Below are 20,703 nucleotides of genomic sequence, written 5' to 3'. Positions count from 1 at the left end.
GATGGTGATGCCCGGCGACAACGTGTCTATAAGCGTTGAGCTGATCACGCCAATCGCGATGGAAAAAGAGCTTAGGTTCGCGATCCGCGAGGGCGGACGCACCGTGGGCGCGGGTGTGATAACGGAAGTTTTGGAGTAGGATCTATCAAATGACGACAATTAGCGCTGGGCAGAAGATAAGGATCAGGCTGAAGGCCTACGATCACAGGGTGCTCGACCAGAGCGTGCAGGAGATAGTGGAGACCGTGAAGCGGTCGGGCGCGCGGGTGATCGGGCCGATTCCGATGCCCACCGTCCGCAACCGTTGGACGGTCCTGCGCTCGCCGCACGTGGACAAGAAATCGCGTGAGCAGTTCGAGATACGGACTCACAAGCGGATTATAGACATTATGGACCCGTTGCCGACGACGGTGGACGCGCTGATGAAGCTGGACTTGTCCTCCGGGGTTGACATCGAGATCAAGCTGTAGTCGAAAAAGGAAGGCTGGAAGCTTTACGATGAACGGACTTATAGGAAAGAAGCTGGGGATGACCCAGGTGTACGCCGAGAGCGGGGACGAGATACCCGTGACGGTGCTCGAGCTTGGGCCGTGCCCCGTGGTGCAGGTGAAGACCGCCGAGAAGGACGGATATTCGGCGGTGCAGCTGGCTTTCGAGCCGCTGGAGAAGAAGGACAAGAAAAAGATCGCCAAACCGCTGGCCGGGCATTGCGCCAAGGCCGGGGTGAAGGCCCACCGGTACCTGAAGGAATTCAGGTTTGACAAGGGTGTGGAGCTAAAGGCGGGTGACGTGGTGACAACCAGCGTTCTGGACGGCGCCCATTACCTTTCGATCACCGGGGTGAGCAAAGGCAAGGGGTTCCAGGGCGTGATGAAGCGCTACGGCTTCAAGGGGTTCCCTGCCAGCCGCGGCACACACGAGTTTTTCCGGCATGGCGGCTCCATCGGCATGAGGGAGTGGCCTGGCCGGATAATGAAGGGCAAGAAAATGCCCGGACACTTGGGAAGCGAGAAGGTCAAGGCGCTCAACCTTGAGCTTGTGAAGATATTCCCGGAGAAGAACCTGGTGCTCGTGAAGGGTTCGGTTCCCGGGGCTGCCGGCAACCTTGTGGTTGTGGAGCGTTCGGACAGGCGCGAGAAACGTGAAAAAGTGAAGACCGAGGCGAAGTTTGTGAACCCGCTGAAGGCTTCCAAGAAGAAGAGCGGGAAGTAAGCAATGTTATTGGACATAATAGACGCGAAGAAGAAGAAAGTGGGCGAAGTGGAGCTTGCCCCCTCGGTTTTCGAGGTGGAAGTGAAGGCCCATCTGGTCCACGACGTGGTGGTAAGCCAGTTGGCCTCGCGCCGCGCGGGCACCCACAAGGTCAAGGAGCGCGACGAGGTTCGCGGCGGCGGCGCAAAGCCGTGGAAGCAAAAAGGCACGGGCCGCGCCCGCGCCGGTTCCACCCGTTCGCCCCTTTTCCGGGGGGGCGGCACGGTGTTCGGGCCCAGGCCGCGCGACTACGGATACACCATGCCCAAGAAGGCGAGGGAAGGGGCGTTGCGCTCCGCCCTGACCGCCAGGGCCAAGGAAAACGTCATCATGGTGGTGGATGGGATAGCACTTGAGGCCGCCAAGACGAAAAAGGCCGCGGCCCTTTTGGGCAAGCTGGGCCTTTCCGGCAAGACGCTCATCGTGGTGGACGGCAAGGACAAGAACGTGGAGCTTGGTTTCCGCAACCTTCCGGACGTCAAACTGCTTCAGGCGGCCGCCATCAACGTGTTCGACCTTGTCAACGCGGACCACATCGTCATGACAAAGGACGCGCTGGGCAAGATACAGGAAAGGCTGGCCAAATGAAAAGACAACCGCACGACCTTATCCGCCGCCCGATCATCACCGAGAAGGCGAGCGACGCGAAAGACAACGCCAACAAGATAACGTTCTCCGTGGACAGCCGGGCCAACAAGACCGAGGTCAAGAAGGCCGTGGAGGAAGTGTTCAAGGTGAAGGTGGACAAGGTGAACATAATAAACGTCAAAGGCAAGCGCAAGAGGCTCGGCAAGACCGAGGGGCGCAGGCCGGACTGGAAAAAAGCGGTGGTGACCATCGCCGAGGGCCAGACCATCGAAGTATTCGACCAGGTGTAGGAAAGAAGGTTTAAGTAAATGGCGCTAAAGAAATACAAGCCGACATCGCCCGCCATGCGCGGCAGGGTCGGGATGAACTTCGACGAGATCACTGCGGATAGCCCGGAGAAGGGCCTTCTCAAATCGAAATTCCAGTCGGCCGGCAGGAACAACCTTGGCCGCATCACCATGCGCAGGCGCGGCGGCGGGCACAAGCGCCGCATCCGCGTGATCGATTTCCTTCGGAACAAGGACGGGATCCCGGCGGCCGTGGCCACCATCGAGTATGATCCGAACCGCACCGCCAACATCGCATTGCTCAATTACGCGGACGGCGAGAAGCGCTACATCATAGCCGCGGAAGGCCTGAAGGTGGGCGATTCGCTCATGTCCGGCGAAGGGGTGGAGATAAAGACCGGCAACGCGTTGCCGTTAAAGTCCATACCGCTGGGCGCGATCATCCATTGCGTGGAGATGATTCCCGGCAAAGGGGCGAAGATGATCCGTTCGGCCGGCACTTCGGCCCAGCTTATGGCCAAGGAAGGGGACACGGCGCTTATAAGGCTTAAGTCCGGCGAGGTGCGCAAGGCTCCAATCATGTGCAGGGCCACCGTCGGCGCCGTAGGCAACGCTATCCACGAGGGTGTCACCATCGGCAAGGCCGGGCGCTCCCGCTGGCTTGGCAAGCGGCCGAAGGTGCGCGGCGTGGCCATGAATCCGGTGGACCATCCGCACGGCGGCGGTGAAGGAAAGACCTCCGGCGGGCGCCATCCGGTGACCCCGTGGGGCAAGCCGACAAAGGGATTCAAGACCAGGAAGCGCAAGAAGGCTTCCTCCAAACTGATAGTCAAACAGCGCGGCAAATAAGGGAAAAAAATGTCACGATCGCTTAAAAAAGGGCCGTATGTGGAGGTTTCCCTCCAGAAGAAGGTGGAAGAGGCCGCCGCCGCCGGGGACAAGAAGATAATCAAGACCTGGTCCCGCAGGTCGACAATCACCCCGGAATTCGTCGGGGTGACATTCGCCGTGCACAACGGGCGCAAGTTCATCCCTGTGTACGTCACGGAGAACATGGTGGGGCACAAGCTCGGCGAGTTCGCCGCCACGCGCAACTATCGCGGCCACGCGAAAGGGGAGAAACGTTCCACCGGGTCGGCTCCGGCGGCTTAAGGCCCGTTTCGAACAATTCATCGAAGGCGCGTTCCTGAAAAGGGACGCGCTTTTTTACTTCAGCAAATCCTCGGCAATAATTCGCCCGGAAGTTTGTTCACCATCCTGGCGCCGCCGGCGTATGAGGTGAGCGTCACCTTGGCCCGCCCGTCAGTCTCCAAAGCCTCGCCGATCATCGCCGCGTCCCTCCCCAGTGGGTGCGAGCGCATCACATCAAGCGCCTTCTTCGCGTCGCGCTCCGGCGTGACTAACACCATTTTCCCCTCGTTGGCCACCATCAGCGGATCCAGCCCCAATATCTCACAGGCCGCCGCCACATGCTTGTTCACGGGGATGGCGGTTTCGTCGAGGCGTATGTGCACCCCGGAAGCTTCCGCGATCTCCACAGCCACTGTGGCAAGCCCGCCGCGCGTGGGGTCTCGCATGGCGCGTATCTCCACCCCGGCCTTCACAAGCGCGTCCACCAACGTGTGGAGAGCCGCCGTGTCGCTTTTCACCGGCGATTCAAACTTCAATCCCTCGCGCATGGACATGATGGTGACTCCGTGGTCCCCCACCGTGCCGTTGATGATGAGCCTGTCGCCGGGTCTCACCGCCGCGGATCCAGGCCGCAGGCCGTTGCGCGCAAGGCCCACCCCGGATGTGTTAATAAAAATCTTATCGCCACGCCCCCGTGGCACCACCTTCGTGTCCCCGCACGCCACCTGTATCCCCGCCTCCCGCGCCGCCCGGCCGATGGAGCGCAACACTTTCGTAAAATCGTCCATCAAAAGCCCCTCTTCGAGAATGAATCCGAGGCTTAACGCAAAGGGGACCGCTCCACCCATCGCAAGGTCGTTTATAGTGCCGTTCACCGCCAGGTCTCCGATGTCCCCGCCGGGGAAGATTATCGGGTCCACCACGTAGCTGTCGGTGGTGAAGCGGATTTCGCCGGTGGGAAGGGTGAGCGGTGTGGAATCCTCCTGTTCAGGAGCCTCGCGTCCTTCGTGGATGAGCGGGAGTATTACTTTATTCACCAGATCATGGGTCATCTGCCCGCCGGAGCCGTGGCCGAGCAGTATCATATCGTCACGCATTGGCCCTGCTCCTCTCTCCATACCGGAACTCCGCCGCGCACGTCCCTTCGGAAGAGACCATGCATGCGCCCACCGGGTTCTCCGGTGTGCATGCCGTGGCGAAAAGCCCGCAATCGAGCGGCTCTTTGAGCCCTTTCAATATCTCGCCGCAAAGGCAGGCGGGGTTCTCCCGCACGTCCGGCTCGCTTAGCTTGAACTTCTTCATCGCGTCATACGATTCATACCTTGGCGATATGGCAAGCCCGCTGTCCGGTATCGGGCCCAATCCGCGCCACACAGCGTTGGATTTTTCGAACACGTCGGCCAATATCGCCTGCGCCTTCACGTTACCTTCAGGCTTCACCACCCGGAAATATTCGTTCTCCACCACGGCCCGCCCTTCGGCGATCTGCCGGACGAGCATGATGACGCCTCGCAACATGTCCAGCGGCTCAAATCCTGTTATCACGCACGGCACGCCGTACACTTCCGCCAGCCGCCTGTATCCGCGCTCACCGATTATCGCGGAGACGTGCGCCGGGCATATGTAGCCGTCTATCTTCAGTTCACCTTTGGTCAAGGCCTCCATCGGCTCGGGCATCACCTTGTGGGAGGCCAGAACGGTAAAATTCTTCACACCTTCACGTTTTGCCGTCAATATCGCCGCCGCCACAGACGGGGCGGTGGTCTCAAAGCCGACTCCGAGGAAGACAACTTCCTTGTCCGGGCTGGATTTTGCGGTCTCCACCGCGTCCATTGGTGAATAGACCACACGCACGTCCCGCCCGGCCCCTCGCTCTTTCACAAGCGACGTCTGCGATCCGGGGACCTTGAGCATGTCGCCAAAGGTGGTGATGATAACTCCAGGCGTGCGCGCCAGCGTTATCGCCATGTCCACATATCCGGCCGGCGTCACGCACACAGGGCAGCCGGGGCCGGAAACAAGACGCACCTTCTCCGGGAACAGCGGCTTTAACCCGTGCCGGTATATCGCCATCGTGTGCGTTCCGCATACTTCCATAAGCGTCACGCGCCGGGACAGCCTCTCCGCTTCGATTTCCAGGTCGGCAACAAGCTTTCTGGCCAGCGCGCCGTCGCGGAATTCATCAATGTATTTCATCGTTGCGCTTCTCCGTGGCGACTATTTCCCGCATCAGCCGCAATGTTTCCTCAGCGGACGCCGGATCAAGCTTTGATATCGCCAATCCTGCGTGCACCATTATGTAATCACCAACCTTCACCTCTTCCAAAGCGATGATGCTGGCGCTCTTGCGGACTCCGTCTATCTCCGCCACACAACTGTATTCGCCCACCTCCACAACCTTCATCGGCGCCGCTACGCACATCTGTCCCCCCTCCTTCTTGAATCATCCTATCATTTTTGCGGTGATGAGGGCCTGGCCGAGCGATATGCCGCCGTCGTTGGACGGGGCCCGGCCATGGGTGAAGACCCTGAAACCCTCAGCATCGAGAATAAATTTCAGCCTATCCGTCAGCACGGAGTTCTGGAACACGCCGCCCGAAAGGAAAACGTCATCAAGCCCCGTTTTATCGCGGATTTGCTTTGTCATCGCCAAAGCTCCCCGCGCCACGGTCTCATGGAACCTTGCCGCCATCACCCCCGCCGGAACCCCCTTAATCAGATCACCGGTGATGGCGCGGAACGAGGGCGATAAATCCAGCGCCGCGATGTCCAGATAAGGCTCTATCCAGAAAGGATAACTTTCAAACCCACCCTTGGCAACCGCCATTTCAAGCTCCATGGCCGCCTGCCCCTCGAAAGAGGAGATGTGGCGCACGCCGCAAAGCGCCGCGGCCGCGTCGAACATCCGGCCCATCCCGTGGGAAAGAGGAGCGTTGACACTTCGCTTGGCCATCGAGCGGAACAAGTCTATGCGATTTGAGTCCAACTCCCGGAGCCATTGCAGCGGAAGCGGCGGGAGGTCATTTTCAAAAAGATCGAAAAGCACGGCCAGCGCGATCCTGTATGGCTCCTTCACGGCCATGTCGCCACCCAAAAGAGGGACGGGCCGCGTGGCGCCGAGCCTTTTGAACCCCCGCGCGCCGCCGGTAAGAAATTCACCACCCCATATGGCCCCGTCCGCGCCGTATCCCGTGCCGTCGAAAATTATACCGATCCCTTCGCCGTCAAAATGTTTTTCAGCCATCAGCGAGGCGAAGTGGGCGTGGTGGTGCTGAACGCCGTGTTTGACCGGGATGTCCATCTCCCTGGCGAAATGGCCGCTCATGTAATCGGGGTGCATGTCAAAGGCCACCGCCTCCGGTTTTGCGCCAAGGATATCGAGCATCCGCCCAACGCCGTCCTTGAAGGCTTCCATTGCGGACTCGTATTTAAGGTCGCCGTTGTGCTGGCTTATGTACGCCCTGTCCCCCTTGACGACGCAGAAGGTGTTTTTCAATTCGCCCCCCACCGCAAGGATGTCCGGATATTCCTTGTCCAGCATCACCGGGACAGGGGTGTAGCCGCGCGACCTGCGGATTATGACAGGACCGGTGTCCATCACCTTTTCGATGGAATCGTCGGCGCGGTTGTGGATGGGGCGGTCGTGCGTGAGGTAATAATCCGCGATCCCGGCGAGGCGGTCACGCGCGTCATCTTCCGTGTGGACGATGGGGTCGTCGCTCACGTTGGCGCTGGTCATCACCAGCGCGCCGAAAGGAGCATTGTCGAAAAGCAGATGATGGAGAGGAGAGTAGGGGAGCATGGCGCCGATCAATTTGTTGCGCGGGGCCACTGCGGCCATCACGGAATCGCCGGTCTTCCGCAAAAGCGTGATGGGATGGGGGCGGCTTTTTAAAAGCGCCTCCTCCTTTCCGGAGACATGCGCGAAACGTTTCAGCGTTTCAACAGAGCCGGCCATTATTGCGAACGGTTTTTCGTCGCGGCGCTTGCGCTGGCGCAAGGTGGCGACTGATTCATCGTTGAGAGCGTCCACGGCCAGGTGATACCCGCCGATCCCCTTGATCGCCACCACGCGCCCATCGGCCAGTATTGCGATAGTCTCCTTCACAGGGTCGGCGCATTGGATCACGTTGAAACCGCCGTCTCGCAAATCAAGCTTCGGGCCGCACGCGGGGCATGCGACAGGTTGCGCGTGGAAACGCCGGTCAGCCGGATTGCCGTATTCGGCGCGGCATTCGTTGCACATGGCGAAGTGTGACATCGTGGTGTTCGGCCTGTCGTATGGCACGGACGTTATGATGGTGAAACGCGGGCCGCAGTTGACGCAGTTGATGAACGGATATCGGTGGCGCCTGTCCGCCGGATCGAACATCTCGCGGAGGCAGTCGTCGCAAACGTCCGAGTCCGGCGGGGCGGAGATAAGCTTTGCGGCGTCCGATCTGCTCTCCGCTATTGAGAACCCGTTAGTTCCCAGCGCGGCCGTATTTCGCGACTGGATGGAAACAATATGGGCCAGCGGCGGAGCGTTTTCCGTTATGGCCCGCTCGAAAGATTCAACAGCGCCGGAATTCCCTTCCGCCTCGATTTCCACCCCGCGCGATGTGTTTTGCACGTGGCCGCAAACGCCGAGCCTTGCGGCGAGGTTGAAAATGAAAGGGCGGAAGCCCACCCCCTGGACGACGCCTGTTACGGTTATGACATTTCGTACCAGGGCCGGATCATGGCTCATGGCGCTGCGACAGCAGGAAATCGTACCACGCCCCCAGCCCCTCGCCTGTTTTGGCGGACACGGTGAACACCGCAAGGGACGGATTCACCTTTTTCGCGTAATCCACGGCCATGGCCAGGTCGTAATCAACATGCGGCAGAAGGTCCGCCTTGGTCATCACCAGCGCGGAGGAGACGCGGAACATCTTCGGGTATTTTAACGGCTTGTCCTCGCCTTCCGTTACGGACATCACCACCACCTTCATCTTCTCCCCAAGGTCGTAGGAGGCGGGGCAGACGAGGTTGCCCACGTTTTCGATGAGCAGCATTGCCGCGCCGTCCAGCTTAAGCGAATCAAAGCCCCTGCGGGTCATCTCCGCGTCCAGATGGCAGGCGGACAAGGTGTTCACCTGCACCACGGGGACCCCGGTCTGAGCGATTTTTTTCGCATCGTTGTCCGTCTCCTGGTCCCCTTCGATCACGGCAAAGCCGGTCTTGGCTTTCAAATCGTTTATGGTCCGCTGGAGCAGGGTTGTTTTCCCGGCGCCGGGGGAGCTTACGAAATTTATCACCGAAAGGCCCCTCGATGCGAATATGCGGCGGTTCTCCTCCGCGATCCGCGCGTTTTTCGAAAGGACGTCCTTTTTGACCTGCACTACCTGCGTCATTATCCGATTTCCATTTCACGCACACAAAGCTCCTCGCCTGCGGCAAGCTTCGCGCCAAACTCGCCGCACCTGGGGCATTCGAAGAACGCCGCCTGCGGCGAAAACTTCTCCTGGCACCCGGAGCATACCGCCTGCGGGGCGATCCTGTTTATAATAAGCCTGCTCCCTTCCGCCAGTGTCCCTTTGACAGCGGCCTCGTAACAAAACTCCAGCGCTTCGGCGGCCACGCCCGAAAGTTCGCCCAGGTCCACGGTGACGCTCGTCACCCGGGCGGCGTTTTTCTCCCGCGCCTCGTTCTCCACTATCCGCGCCACGTTCATGGCGATGGACATCTCGTGCAACTTAAAGGCCGAGCCTCTTTTCGATGAAGCTTATCATCTGGCGCACTCCGATCCCGACGCCGCCGTATGAAAGGTACGGGCGGCCCTTTTCGGTGTTGTACGCGGTCCCGGCGATGTCCAGATGCGCCCATTTGCCGGAGACGTGTTTTTTTAGAAAGGCCGCCGCAGTGATGGCGCCCCCCCAGCGCGGCCCCACGTTCTTTATGTCCGCCACTTCGCTTTTTATCTGTTCTTCATACTCCGGCCACAGCGGCATGGGCCAGCAGCGCTCCCCGGTGGCCTCGCCCGCCTCGCGGATCTGCTCGATGAGCTGGTCGTCGTTGCCGAACAGGCCGGATGCGTAGTAGCCCAGCGCCACCATGCAGGCCCCGGTGAGGGTGGCGATGTCCACCACGCAGTCCGGATCGAACTTTTTTGAATAGGCCAGCGCGTCGGAGAGGATGAGTCTTCCTTCCGCGTCGGTGTTGATTATCTCCATGGTCACGCCGGAAAGGGATGTGGCCACGTCTCCCGGTTTTGTGGCGGAGCCGCCGGGCATGTTCTCCGTGGAGGGGATAAGCCCCACGATGTTCGCCTTGAGCTTCAAGGCCGCCGCCGCGCGGATGGCCCCGATCACCGCCGCCCCGCCGGACATGTCCGCCTTCATCTCCTCCATACGCTCCGACGGCTTTATGGATATTCCGCCGGTGTCGAACGTTAGCCCCTTGCCCACGAGAGCCACCGGCTTTTGATTCTTCGGCCCCTTCATATATTCAAGGATGATGAAACGGGCGGGCTGACGGCTTCCCTTCGCCACGGCCATAAGGCCCCCCATCTTGCGCTTCTCGATCTCCTTCGGGCCGAACACCGTGCATTTGAGCCGGTACTTGTTCGCGGTCTCCCGCGCCTTCTCCGCAAGATATGTGGGGGTGACCACGTTGCCCGGAAGGTTGATAAGGTCGCGCGCCATGCATGCCGCCTCGGCCAGGATCACCCCTTTGTCCACCCCTTTTTGAAGCCTTGGCTCGTCGCTTTTCGAGCGCGCGGCGGCAAGGATGTTTTCGATTTTCTTTTTGGACTTTTCCGATTTGAAATTCTCGAAAGAATACAAAGCCAGCGTCGTCCCCTCGGCCACCGCCTGCGCCACGGACTGTTCGTCCACCCCGCCGGGGCGTATCATGGCAAGGCCGGTCGCAAAATTCCGGATCCCGGCGTTGCGCATCGTCCTAGCGGATCCTCCGGCCGCCTGGCGCACCCTTTCAAGCGTAAGTTCCTCCCGTTTGCCCATGCCGGCAAGCGTTATTTTGCCGGCTGGCGCGTTTCCCAAAGAGTCGGTGGAAAGCGACTGGCCATATTTCCCCTCGAACACGCCGTTCTTGGCCGACCGGGCGATAAAGCCCCCAAGCGCCCCGTCCAGCGTCTTGATATCTCCTGCTATCTTTTCCCCCTCGAACATCGGGACCACAAGACCTTCTGTTTTGACTTTGGCCAGATCACAGGCCGAAACGATGAATTTCATATACCTCCAATTTGCAAAATGGCCCATTGCGCTTTTGACGCGGGGCCGGACAGCTCTTTAAACAAATTCAAGTATATTCCCCGGCGCACGGCCTATCAATCAATTTAAGGCGCCGGTGGCGCTTCAGTTTGTCATTCTGTAGGCGAAGCCGAAGAATCTCCTTTGAGTATCATCGAAACAGCAAGCTGAGGGGGATGTTTCGCTTCGCTCAACATGACAACTTAAATCAAATTGACGCGCTATCAGTGGCCAGCCGGAACACCTTCTCCTCCGCCTTGCGCAGGATCGAATACGCCATCAGGACAAGCGACGCGGGAAACGCGAACTCGGTCAGTTCGTAATATCTTGGCATGGGGAAGTTGTACATGCAAATCACGATGATATTCGCGGCGTGGGCCAGCATCAATCCAAGCGAAATGGCCGCATGCTCCCTGCAGGCGAGGATGAGGGCGATCATGAAAAGCCCGATAAACCAGTTCAAGGCCCCTTTCCGGGCAAGGTTGAAAGTCTCTTCATACAACGCCCAGTTGAGCGATTCGATGAATATCGCCCCGCGCTTGTCCCAATGCCGGGCCAGGATTGGCCCGCTCACTTTGCCGAACAGTTCGTTAAAGTTTGCGGCGCCAGGTTCCAGCCCATGACCTTTCAATATTTCACGCGCCACAGGATAGGCCACCTGATAAACGTTGGTGTCCAGATATTCGAACGCCGCAACTTTCTTCGGGTCCCGGCTTCCCCGGAAGCTTTTGTCCTCAACATGCTTTCTTTCCAGGGAGCGTTTGAAAAACAATCCGCTCAATTCGTCCGGCATCAGGCCAATGTCCGAAGGTTCCGCCACCTGCAGCGCGAACGCCATCCGCTGCTGGTTGTACATCGGTGAAGGGGTGAGGACTCCGTATGTTGTGAACGTACAAATTATCTGGGAAAGAACGGCGGCGGCGAATAATGCAATGGCGATGGAGGCGCTTGACCACGTTCCTTTGATCCCCTTGCGCCGCCACAACATAAAAATCATCACGGCCGGAAGAACGATCATGAATATCTCCGCCGGCCTGATCAGATAGCCGATGCCGCACAATAGCCCCGCCAGCGGAATAAGTGGAGCCACGCCGTATCTTGCAAAGAGGGCGAACACCCCGGCCAGAAGGAATATCCACGCCTGCGCCAAAGGCTCCGTCAATATAGAGCTCAATGGCGTGACATATCCGCCAAGCCACAGATATAGTCCCAGCGGAGCCGTAAGCGCCGGGGGTGCGTAAAGCGTCAGGCAGACGATGAAAAACAGGAACGCGGCGGCCGCCACAAGCTTTTGCCCCCTGGCCACATTCACAAGCGCCCCCCTTTCTTTTTCCGCTCCGCCAGCGATATTACCTCCTGTGAAGGCGTGGATAAACGCCGGGTACAGATATGTCCTGGCGGGTTGAGCGTTGATGTAGGAGCTGGAGTCCACCTGCCTGTCCACCGCCCCCCATGCTCCGCGCAGGTTCCACGCCATCAACACGGCCAGCGAAGCCATTAGCAGGGATGCGATCGCAAACTTGTGGTGTATATCCATCCGCCGCGCCCCCCACCGCCAAAGGAGAAGGTTTGCGGCGAATAAAAAGGCCAGCGTCTCGAGTTTGTATTTTGCGTAAGCTTCGAAAAGCGTCAGCGGAACTCTCCAAAGGAAAAACGGGATGGAGAAAGAGTTTCCAAGATCGGGGTCATGCGCCAGATAAAGCGCAAGCAGAGACAAGACGCCGCCACCACCAACCGCGATGGCGGCAAGCCACAAGGACGTGCCGGAAATAATCGCCGGTCCTTCGGGAGCGCTTATTTTTTCGGCTCGGCTCCTGAAAACGTAAATGGAAATTAAGGCCGCCAGAATCCACCCAGCGGCGAGGAGGGAGTATTCCAGTATTCCGGCAACCGGGTGAATTGATATTTTTTCCATCGCCCCCCATGATCCGCCAACGTTGCGGATGGAAAGTATTACATTGGCGGCCGGCCAGCCGCAGGCGAATGGCGGGACTTCAACCTTTGAACGTTTCCCTTCCGTAAACCATTTCCCGGCGGAAAGCCCTTTGCCTTTTTCCAACTGGAACCTGCCGAGAGGCGCTCCATCCGCCGAAATGGACAGCGTGGGCGGAAAGGCCTCGTGCGTGTCGTAAAAATGTATATTCACCACAGCGCCTCGCCAGAAACAAGGCGCCTCCACCAATAGCTCTTTTTCTTCACCGCCTGCCCAAATGTCCATCGGGCCGGGAAGTTGTTGGGGGATGAATTCATCCTTCAAGCTGGCGGTAAAGCTATTTTTATCGCTCCAGAAATCGCCGGACATGGAGTTTGCCGCATGGAAGTCCACGGTTCTGAAAAAGATGAAGTGTGTCCAATACAGCGCAAGAGCCAGGAGCGCGGCAATAATGGCCTTGGTCCCTGGTGTCAGCGGCGGGAAATTGCCCATCTTGTGGTTATCGATTGCCTGGATTTCACAAATGTCAGGTAGAAGAGTGTCCCATGCGCCCATTTCGCTTGAGAGCGTTTAATGGTAATACAATATGCGCGGATTGAAAATGATAAAGACGCGCGCAACGGTCATCGGATGAGACCAATTCGGGCAAATCGGTTGCCGTAAATCACCCGGGAAAAGAGAGAAGGTTGATTTGTCCATATTCGTATCACTGTAAATTATACATTTGCTTCGACTCGTTTGATAATATAGGATGTATTAAACTTGGATGGGGTGTGGACGCAAGTGGCGCCTCACCATTCAAATTCGGGGCATGGGCGGGGATCGCCCGCCATGGAGAAAAACTCATCTTGTCGGACATCGAAGCCGGGCTGGAAAAAATAATCTGGACTTTCGGCGGGGGCAAAGGGGGGTGCGGCAAGACGTTCATCGCCGCAAACCTGGCCATCTCGCTGGCCAAAGAGGGGAGCGAGGTTGTCCTCTTCGATGGCGGCTTTGGTTCTGCAAACGCCCATTCGGCCCTTGGTATCAAGCCCCCCACAAAGACACTTTCGGATTTCACCCGGGGGGACGTGGCCGACCTTGCGGACCTGCTGGTCCCGTCGCCGGTAAAGCATCTTAGCCTTCTTCCGGCGGCGGCGGACTTCCTGACGGCGGCCAACATAAGTTATGCGCTAAAATCAAAGATCATCAAGCGCATGAAGACCTTGAAGTGCGACCATCTTCTTGTGGACATCGGGCCCGGGGTCAACTTCAACGGGGTGGACCTGTTTTTGGAGTCGGACGCGGGGGTGATCGTCATCACCCCGGAGCCTGCCGCCATAGAGCTTGCCTACCGTTTCATCCGGGCGGCTGTGTACCGCAGGCTCAAAGCGTCGGCGGACAGGCCGCTTTTCGAGCAGATCGTGGACGAATACCTGGAAAGCCGCAAGGAGGGCAACCTTGTGGCGGCCGTGGAAGGGGCGCTCGAGAAGATCGCCAAGATGGATCCGGCGCAGGCCATGCGCATGGAGAGAAACCTTTACGGCATGGACCTTTACCTTGTGGTGAACATGGCGAGGGACCATCATGACAGGTACATCGGCCATTCCATTTGCGAGATAGTGAAGAAATTCTACGGGCTGGAGATGTCCTACTCCGGGCACATCCCATACGACGACAGGGCCACCTTGTCCGCAAGGCGCGGGAGGCCTTTTATCCGCGAATACGAGAAGAGCGAGACCACCGCCTGTTTCAACCTCGTCCTCAAGGACATACTGGGCCGCGTATCCGAAAAGATGCGGGCGAAGGTCCAGCAGCTCAACCTTATCAACGCATGAAACCGGCCGACGTAAGGACACTGGACCACTACGCCCTGCTTAACCTGCCGTATTCCGCCAGGCAGGACGAGGTTGAGCGGGCGTACATGCACCTGACGTCGGTGTATGCGGAGAACTCCAGGGCGTGCTGCGGCGCCATCTCCGAGGTTGAGAGGGAATGGATCGCGCGGCGGATACAGGAGGCGTATGACACGCTGACCGACGCCGCCCGGCGGGCTGAATATGACGCCACGATGCGCGAATCCGGGGATCATGGCCGAATCGGCCCGAAAGCCGCCTCCGGTCCGGATGGGAGCCATGCCGAGCATCAGCCTGCAAGAGTGGAAGGAGGCAACGGCGCAGTTTCAAGGCGCAAGGAGCCCACGGTCAATCCGGCCTTCACCTCCGGCGCCATATCAGGCTCCCACCTTCGCAATATCCGGCTGGCCAGAGGGGCGTCGCTGGACGAGATATCGGCAATGACCAAGGTGAAGAAAGCATATCTGGAGGCCATAGAAAGCGAAAATTTCAAAAGCTTTCCCGCCCCGGTGTTCCTCAAGGGTTTTTTAAAGGCTTACGCCAAGGCCCTCGGGCTTGATCCGGAGGAGATAAGCTCGAAGTACAACGCGGGGGGATAGGGGCGTTAAATTGGGTCCCGGCAATTGATGATTATTGTTTACTTTAAATTTCGCTTGATTCGAACATGATTTCCGGTTCTAATTATAAAGTTAGTGATTGGGAATTGAGCGATCCCTGAACTGATTGATAATTGGTTTGTAAGGGATGGGTAAGAATCGTTCTTAAGTGATTTTGTGGGGATCGTTTTTTTGTAAATCCCTGTGATTTGGAGATTGAAATGACCGAAGAGATGGACACTTCAAAGCCGGTGGAAATAGCCGACGGCATTTACTGGGTCGGCTTTAACGACAAAGCCGCCGGTTTCCACTGCAACCCTTACCTTTTGATAGATGGAGACCAGGCGATCCTGTTCGATCCCGGTTCCGTGCCGCATTTTCCAGTGGTGCTCTCAAAGGTGTGCCGGCTTGTGGAGTTCAAGCAGATAAGCCACATAATCGTCACCCACCAGGATCCGGACCTTTGCGCGGCCATCCCGCGGTTTGAGGAGCTTATTTTCGGGACTGGCGGTGAGTGCCAGGTTGTCGCCCATTCCAGGGCCACGGTGCTTATCGCCCATTACGGCGTCCGGTCCGATTTTTTCCATGTGGACCAGAACGACTGGAAATTGACCCTCCGGTCTGGCAGGGAATTGAAGTTCATCTTCACCCCGTACCTGCACTTCCCCGGGGCGTACATGACGTATGACACGAAGAGCAAAATATTGTTCTCCGGAGACCTGTTCGGCGGATTCTCTTTTGACTGGAGCCTGTACGCCAACGATTACTATATGGAAGCGATGAAGGCGTTCCACGAGAACTACATGCCCAGCAACCAGATACTGCGCAGCGGCATGAACAAGCTGGACAAGCTGGACATCAGCATGATCGCCTCCCAGCACGGTTCGATAATAAACAAGGACGTGCGCAAGTATATCGACGCGTTGAAAAACCTGGATTGCGGCGACTACATCTATTCGCAAACGGAGTAATTTAACCAAATGGTCACGTACAGCCAGATCGTCGAGCTTATCATCCAGCGCGAGATGGGCATCATCGGCAAGCAGAAACTCATGGAAGTCCTCGCCGATGCCGGGCTGGACGTGGATCAGTCGGGCGCCGTGAAGACAAATAACGTGAATATCGGGCACGTTGAACGGCTGATGACCAAGCTAAACGAGAAGTACGGGCTTGTGACCATCATGGGATGCAAGATAGCCGTGGGCCGCAAGGCGCGCGAGGGGAACCTGGCGCTCCCCGCCATACTGCGCTGAAATTCCGCCGCAGGGATCGCCGCGCTCCAGCGTGGCCTTTTAATTCCTGATCACACCATGCCGCCATCCTGCCGGAAAGCCGGATGGGCGATGGATCCCGCCTCCCAAAAAATAATAAAAAAATCTCGGTCATACCTTGCTTTTCCGGTCAGGGGGTATTATCTTGTCACAGTTGTTAGCGCTCGTGGGTGTGGAGCGCTAACGGTGGATGTTTTTACATTCAAAGCATTGTTAACAGTCCACCTGCGTATGTTAAGGTGGATTAACTTTCTGTGCATAATTTATTGATTATTATGGAGGTATGCTAGATGGGTGTTAAAGTCAAGCCGTTGCACGACAGGGTGTTGATCCAGGCGGCGGAAGCGAAAGAGACGATGAAGGGTGGGATCATAATCCCTGATTCCGCCAAGGAAAAGCCGCAGGAAGGGTCCGTTATCGCCGTCGGCTCCGGTAAATTGCTGGAAGACGGCAAGGTGCGCCCCATGTCGGTGAAAAAGGGGGACAAGGTGATCTACTCCAAATACGCCGGCACCGAGATCAAGATCGAGGGCGAGGAGTACCTGCTCATGCGCGAGGACGACATCCTCGGAATCATCGAGTAACAAGCTTAAACAACGAACCAAACACACGAGGTGAGGACTAGATAAATGGCCAAACAGATATCATACAGCGAAGACGCCCGTCACAAGATCATGCGGGGCGTGGACCAGCTTGCCAACGCGGTGAAAGTCACCTTGGGCCCGAAAGGCCGCAACGTGATCATCAGCAAGAAATTCGGCTCCCCGATCATCACCAAGGACGGCGTCACCGTCGCCAAGGAAGTGGAGCTTAAGGACCCATACGAGAACATGGGCGCCCAGCTCGTCAACGAGGTGGCCTCCAAGACTTCGGACATCGCCGGCGACGGCACCACCACCGCCACCGTGCTGGCCCAGGCCATCTTCCGCGAGGGGATGAAGACCGTGGCCGCCGGGGCCAACCCGATGGACGTGAAGCGCGGCATAGACCTGGCCGTGGAAAAAGTGCTCGAGAAGCTCAAGAAGCTTTCCAAGGCCACCAAGGACAAGAAGGAGATCGCCCAGGTCGGCGCCATTTCCGCCAATAACGACCAGAGCATCGGCCAGCTTATCGCCGAGGCGATGGACAAGGTGGGCAAGGACGGCGTGATCACGGTCGAGGAAGCCAAGAGCATGGAGACCTCGCTGGAGATCGTCGAGGGGATGCAGTTTGACCGCGGCTACCTTTCCCCGTACTTCGTCACCAATCCGGACAAGATGGAGTGCCATCTTGAGGACGCTTACATCCTTCTCAACGAGAAGAAGATCAGCAACATGAAAGACATGCTGCCGATCCTGGAAAAGATCGCGAAGATGGGCAAGCCGCTTATCATCGTGGCCGAGGACGTGGAAGGGGAGGCGCTGGCCACCCTGGTGGTCAACAAGCTGCGCGGCACCCTTCAGGTGTGCGCGGTGAAGGCCCCCGGTTTTGGCGACAGGCGCAAAGAGATGTTGAAAGACATCGCCATCCTCACCGGCGGCAACGTCATCAGCGAAGAGCTTGGCGTGAAGTTGGAGAGCGTGGGCCTTGAGGACCTGGGCCAGGCCAAACGCATCACGGTGGACAAGGACAACACCACCATCGTGGAAGGCAAAGGCAAAGGCAAGGACATAGAAGGGCGCGTAAAGCAGATCCGCAACCAGATCGAAGAGACCACCTCCGATTACGACCGCGAGAAGCTCCAGGAGCGGCTTGCAAAGCTCGTCGGCGGCGTGGCTGTGATCAACGTGGGCGCGGCCACCGAGACTGAGATGAAGGAGAAGAAGGCCCGCGTGGAAGACGCGCTTCACGCCACCCGCGCGGCGGTGGAAGAAGGCATCGTCCCCGGCGGCGGCGTGGCGCTTATCCGCTGCGTCAACGCGCTTGAGAAGGTGGAAACGACGAACAAGGACCAGGAGATCGGCGTGAACATCATCCGCCGCGCGCTCGAAGAGCCGCTGCGCCAGATCGCCGGCAACGCCGGGCTGGAAGGTTCCGTTGTGGTCCAGCACGTGCTCAAGGACAAGCAGAACGTGGGGCTCAACGCCGCGTCCGGCGAGTATGTGGACATGCTCGAGGCGGGGATTATCGACCCGACGAAGGTGACCCGCACGGCGCTGCAGAACGCCTCTTCGATAGCCAGCCTTCTGCTGACCACCGAAGCGATGATCGCAGACCTGCCGGAGGAGGACAAGAAGATGCCTTCGATGCCCGGCGGCGGCGGCATGGAAGGGATGTATTAATCCCCGTTTCTCCCCCTTTACAAGGGGGAGTGGTCACGCTTTCGTGACCGAGGGGGTGTGATTTGATAAAGGCCGGGGAGTTTTAAGCTTCCCGGCCTTTTTTGCCTCCTTGCTGTTCTTCTCCGGCAAAAGCGGGTAAAATATATCATGCCGAATGGAGGGTATGCGGATGCCGCAAAGTTACGAGGCTATATACGATCACGGCCAGTTGAAATGGGTAAACCAGGCTCCCGGCAAAGAGCGTATGCGCGTTATCGTAACGGAAGTGCCCGGCTCCGCAATACCGGATGAACGCCCGGTAAGGCGGCGGCCATCTCCCATGATAGCCGGCAAAGGGAAGACTTTGGGGGATATCATATCCCCGGTGATTCCGGAATCAGACTGGGAATGCCTTAAATGATCGTTCTGGACACCCATGTATGGTTCTGGTGGGTGAATCTGGAGCATGACCGGTTGCCATCCACTTTTCTTTCAGCGCTAAACACAAGCGAGAGGGCCGGGGTGGCCAGCGTATCGTGCTTCGAAATAGCGTTGGCGGCAAAGCGCGGCCGTCTGGAACTGCCGGTTCCGCCAGGACAATGGTTCAACGAGGCTCTGGAAAAATCCGGGATAGAGATTTTTCATTTATCGCCATCCATCGCCGAACGAGCCGTGAACCTTGCGGAAATAAGCAAGGATCCGTTCGATCGGATAATCATAGCCACAGCGTTGGAGCATGACGCGAGTCTTCTTAGTCTTGATAGCGCATTCCCACGTTACCCGGAACTGGTGAATAGGCTAGTCAGATAAACGAATGGCGATGGCATCGAGGGGATGTTATACAATATTTGGGTTATAGAAATGGATGACGAATTTGAAGAATTGAAGAACGCAATTGATCGGCAACGTAAATATTCGCCTTTTTTCGATTGGCCTGATAAACGCGTAAAAGAACTAGGGATTTTGAGGGACTTAATTAATGCAAAGGAGCTTAATGGCGAATTTGAATTAAGAAACCCAAGGTGGTCTGATAAAGATCCGCCCGATTGTATTGCCGAGGATAAATTAGGCGCTCTAGTCGCTGTTGAAGTTACTGAGTTAGTAAGCCAAGAAGCCGTTGAAAAGTGCCAAAGTGGTAGTCAGGTTTATTGCGTGTGGCAATTGTCAGATGTAATTGATAAATTGAATAATATTGTTACAGTAAAGGATGGAAAGCTTGGTGAGGTGAGGTCATCCAAAAGCTATTCCAAAGTCATTTTGGTAGTACATACGGATGAGTCCACTATCACATATAATGATATGGGTGAAGGGATTCGCAAAATGCCACCAATTCCAGCAAAGAACATTGATGAAATGTATTTACTGTTTTCATATGATCCAGCCGACGGCGGCAAGTATCCTTATATACGATTACAAATAAGACGATGTGTACAGTGACGGTAATTTGTCTGACACTTCCCCAGTCCTGGGCGTCCACTCATCCCTCTTGCGCTTCGTCATCCAACAAGCTTAAACTGTTACCATATTCTCGGAGCCACTGTAATGACTGTTATCTCCCCAAAACTTGGCGAGTTCCTGCTGAAGACGACAGGCTCTTCCGACATGGACAACGCCTTGAGGACGGTATTCAGCGACTATATAGAGCTTAAAACAGCCAGCCTCGACAAAATCATTTCCGGCTTTCGTGAAAAATGGAAAATGGACTTTAGCGAATTCAAGGAGAAAACCAGCGCCGGTGATCTGGGTAAAGACCCCTTTTCCCATGATGTTGAAAAAGACTTTTGGGAATGGGAAGAAGCCCAGACCCTTAAAGAACACTACGAAACGTTGAAAGCCGAATGGATATAGACGGATTTGTCCGCTCTTTTCTCCACTCAATTTCCAGCCTTGAATTTGTCCATGGCGTCACATTTCATTCAGAAGCGTTCATCGTCAAAGGGCGCGTTATCCTTGCCAAAGATCGGTTTATACAGGTTTATCTTAATGGGCGCACCGGGACGGTAGCGTTCGCCATGATCGGCGATGGCTCCCGCATTTGGGGCATTGATTCAGATAGTATTCGCGGATGGCATGAACATCCCGTGGCAAATCCTTCTTTGCATATTCCCATTTCCCCGGTTGACGGTTCAGGTCTTGCTCAAAAAATAGCCTCCGCCTGGAATGAGCTTCCCTGATTTTAAGAAAGCGCAAAGCCGCCCTTTCGAAAGTGTCCTAAACTTAGTTGAAACGAAGGTATGACCTCACCTGCTACCATGTTTTTGAACGAAAACAACGGAAAGCAAGGAGGTCACATGAAAAGAGTAAACGGTAACGGGAAAACTGGCAAGGGAAGAATGGAT

26 protein-coding genes are annotated in these 20,703 nt (G+C 57.0%); 18 read left to right on the top strand and 8 right to left on the bottom strand.

From position 1 onward, the window contains the following. The 7 genes from tuf to rpsS form a co-directional block, all read left to right on the top strand. A partial coding sequence (tuf, locus tag HZB29_11245; protein MBI5816169.1) for an elongation factor Tu occupies positions 1 to 139 on the top strand: 139 nt, incomplete at its 5' end. A 10-nt stretch (positions 140 to 149) separates the two neighbouring features. Further along, positions 150 to 470, top strand: a complete 321-nt coding sequence (rpsJ, locus tag HZB29_11240; protein ID MBI5816168.1) for a 30S ribosomal protein S10 — start codon at positions 150 to 152, stop codon at positions 468 to 470. A gap of 28 nt (positions 471 to 498) precedes the next feature. Further along, positions 499 to 1,212, top strand: coding sequence for a 50S ribosomal protein L3 (rplC, locus tag HZB29_11235; protein MBI5816167.1), 714 nt, complete (start codon positions 499 to 501; stop codon positions 1,210 to 1,212). Positions 1,213 to 1,215: 3 nt separating this feature from the next. Beyond that, a complete protein-coding gene (rplD, locus tag HZB29_11230) occupies positions 1,216 to 1,839 on the top strand; it encodes a 50S ribosomal protein L4 (protein MBI5816166.1) in 624 nt (207 codons plus the stop codon). Beyond that, entirely contained in the window at positions 1,836 to 2,129 is a 294-nt protein-coding gene (rplW, locus tag HZB29_11225; GenBank protein ID MBI5816165.1) for a 50S ribosomal protein L23, read from the top strand. The genes rplD and rplW overlap by 4 nt, the downstream gene beginning before the upstream one ends. Before the next feature lie 18 nt (positions 2,130 to 2,147). After that, the gene (rplB, locus tag HZB29_11220; GenBank protein ID MBI5816164.1) at positions 2,148 to 2,975 is read left to right on the top strand and encodes a 50S ribosomal protein L2; all 828 of its coding nucleotides are present in this window, start codon (positions 2,148 to 2,150) and stop codon (positions 2,973 to 2,975) included. Between the two features lie 9 nt (positions 2,976 to 2,984). Next, positions 2,985 to 3,278 (top strand): 30S ribosomal protein S19, encoded by a 294-nt coding sequence (gene rpsS / locus HZB29_11215; protein MBI5816163.1) that lies wholly within the window; start codon positions 2,985 to 2,987, stop codon positions 3,276 to 3,278. Positions 3,279 to 3,337: 59 nt separating this feature from the next. Here the strand turns inward: rpsS and hypE are convergent, their stop codons facing one another. The 8 genes from hypE to HZB29_11175 form a co-directional block, all read right to left on the bottom strand. Further along, entirely contained in the window at positions 3,338 to 4,354 is a 1,017-nt protein-coding gene (gene hypE / locus HZB29_11210) for a hydrogenase expression/formation protein HypE (GenBank protein MBI5816162.1), read from the bottom strand. After that, entirely contained in the window at positions 4,347 to 5,453 is a 1,107-nt protein-coding gene (gene hypD / locus HZB29_11205; GenBank protein MBI5816161.1) for a hydrogenase formation protein HypD, read from the bottom strand. Before hypD ends, hypE begins: the two co-directional genes overlap by 8 nt. Next, a complete protein-coding gene (locus HZB29_11200) occupies positions 5,440 to 5,679 on the bottom strand; it encodes a HypC/HybG/HupF family hydrogenase formation chaperone (protein ID MBI5816160.1) in 240 nt (79 codons plus the stop codon). The genes hypD and HZB29_11200 overlap by 14 nt, the downstream gene beginning before the upstream one ends. A gap of 21 nt (positions 5,680 to 5,700) precedes the next feature. Beyond that, entirely contained in the window at positions 5,701 to 7,986 is a 2,286-nt protein-coding gene (gene hypF, locus HZB29_11195) for a carbamoyltransferase HypF (GenBank protein ID MBI5816159.1), read from the bottom strand. Then, entirely contained in the window at positions 7,976 to 8,632 is a 657-nt protein-coding gene (gene hypB, locus HZB29_11190; protein ID MBI5816158.1) for a hydrogenase nickel incorporation protein HypB, read from the bottom strand. Before hypB ends, hypF begins: the two co-directional genes overlap by 11 nt. Further along, positions 8,632 to 8,964, bottom strand: coding sequence for a hydrogenase maturation nickel metallochaperone HypA (locus HZB29_11185; protein MBI5816157.1), 333 nt, complete (start codon positions 8,962 to 8,964; stop codon positions 8,632 to 8,634). The genes hypB and HZB29_11185 overlap by 1 nt, the downstream gene beginning before the upstream one ends. A gap of 10 nt (positions 8,965 to 8,974) precedes the next feature. Continuing rightward, entirely contained in the window at positions 8,975 to 10,471 is a 1,497-nt protein-coding gene (locus HZB29_11180; protein ID MBI5816156.1) for a leucyl aminopeptidase, read from the bottom strand. 226 nt (positions 10,472 to 10,697) lie between these two features. Continuing rightward, positions 10,698 to 12,914 carry a hypothetical protein gene (locus HZB29_11175; GenBank protein ID MBI5816155.1) on the bottom strand — a complete coding sequence of 739 codons (2,217 nt, stop codon included), beginning with the start codon at positions 12,912 to 12,914 and terminating at the stop codon, positions 10,698 to 10,700. A gap of 281 nt (positions 12,915 to 13,195) precedes the next feature. On the opposite strand from HZB29_11175, the gene HZB29_11170 reads away from it, so the two are divergent. From HZB29_11170 to HZB29_11120, 11 genes are all read left to right on the top strand, one after another. After that, positions 13,196 to 14,239 (top strand): P-loop NTPase, encoded by a 1,044-nt coding sequence (locus HZB29_11170; protein MBI5816154.1) that lies wholly within the window; start codon positions 13,196 to 13,198, stop codon positions 14,237 to 14,239. Then, entirely contained in the window at positions 14,236 to 14,856 is a 621-nt protein-coding gene (locus tag HZB29_11165) for a helix-turn-helix domain-containing protein (protein MBI5816153.1), read from the top strand. Before HZB29_11170 ends, HZB29_11165 begins: the two co-directional genes overlap by 4 nt. Positions 14,857 to 15,074: 218 nt before the next feature. Next, positions 15,075 to 15,824, top strand: coding sequence for an MBL fold metallo-hydrolase (locus tag HZB29_11160; protein ID MBI5816152.1), 750 nt, complete (start codon positions 15,075 to 15,077; stop codon positions 15,822 to 15,824). 9 nt (positions 15,825 to 15,833) lie between these two features. Beyond that, positions 15,834 to 16,106: a hypothetical protein gene (locus HZB29_11155; GenBank protein ID MBI5816151.1), complete on the top strand. Its 273-nt coding sequence runs from the start codon at positions 15,834 to 15,836 to the stop codon at positions 16,104 to 16,106. Between the two features lie 308 nt (positions 16,107 to 16,414). After that, positions 16,415 to 16,708 carry a co-chaperone GroES gene (gene groES, locus HZB29_11150; GenBank protein MBI5816150.1) on the top strand — a complete coding sequence of 98 codons (294 nt, stop codon included), beginning with the start codon at positions 16,415 to 16,417 and terminating at the stop codon, positions 16,706 to 16,708. 45 nt (positions 16,709 to 16,753) lie between these two features. Further along, positions 16,754 to 18,385 carry a chaperonin GroEL gene (groL, locus tag HZB29_11145; protein ID MBI5816149.1) on the top strand — a complete coding sequence of 544 codons (1,632 nt, stop codon included), beginning with the start codon at positions 16,754 to 16,756 and terminating at the stop codon, positions 18,383 to 18,385. A gap of 169 nt (positions 18,386 to 18,554) precedes the next feature. Next, entirely contained in the window at positions 18,555 to 18,785 is a 231-nt protein-coding gene (locus HZB29_11140) for a hypothetical protein (protein MBI5816148.1), read from the top strand. Further along, positions 18,782 to 19,174, top strand: coding sequence for a type II toxin-antitoxin system VapC family toxin (locus HZB29_11135; GenBank protein ID MBI5816147.1), 393 nt, complete (start codon positions 18,782 to 18,784; stop codon positions 19,172 to 19,174). Before HZB29_11140 ends, HZB29_11135 begins: the two co-directional genes overlap by 4 nt. Before the next feature lie 51 nt (positions 19,175 to 19,225). After that, positions 19,226 to 19,801, top strand: coding sequence for a hypothetical protein (locus tag HZB29_11130; protein ID MBI5816146.1), 576 nt, complete (start codon positions 19,226 to 19,228; stop codon positions 19,799 to 19,801). Positions 19,802 to 19,906: 105 nt separating this feature from the next. Further along, positions 19,907 to 20,212: a hypothetical protein gene (locus tag HZB29_11125; protein MBI5816145.1), complete on the top strand. Its 306-nt coding sequence runs from the start codon at positions 19,907 to 19,909 to the stop codon at positions 20,210 to 20,212. Then, positions 20,203 to 20,538: a hypothetical protein gene (locus HZB29_11120; GenBank protein MBI5816144.1), complete on the top strand. Its 336-nt coding sequence runs from the start codon at positions 20,203 to 20,205 to the stop codon at positions 20,536 to 20,538. Before HZB29_11125 ends, HZB29_11120 begins: the two co-directional genes overlap by 10 nt. Positions 20,539 to 20,703 lie beyond the last annotated feature (165 nt).

The sequence above is a fragment of the Nitrospinota bacterium genome, from assembly GCA_016235255.1.
Taxonomy (GTDB): domain Bacteria; phylum Nitrospinota_A; class UBA7883; order UBA7883; family JACRLM01; genus JACRLM01.
The sequence above is the reverse complement of the archived record's forward strand: the minus strand, read 5'-3'. Positions and strand labels throughout refer to the sequence as shown.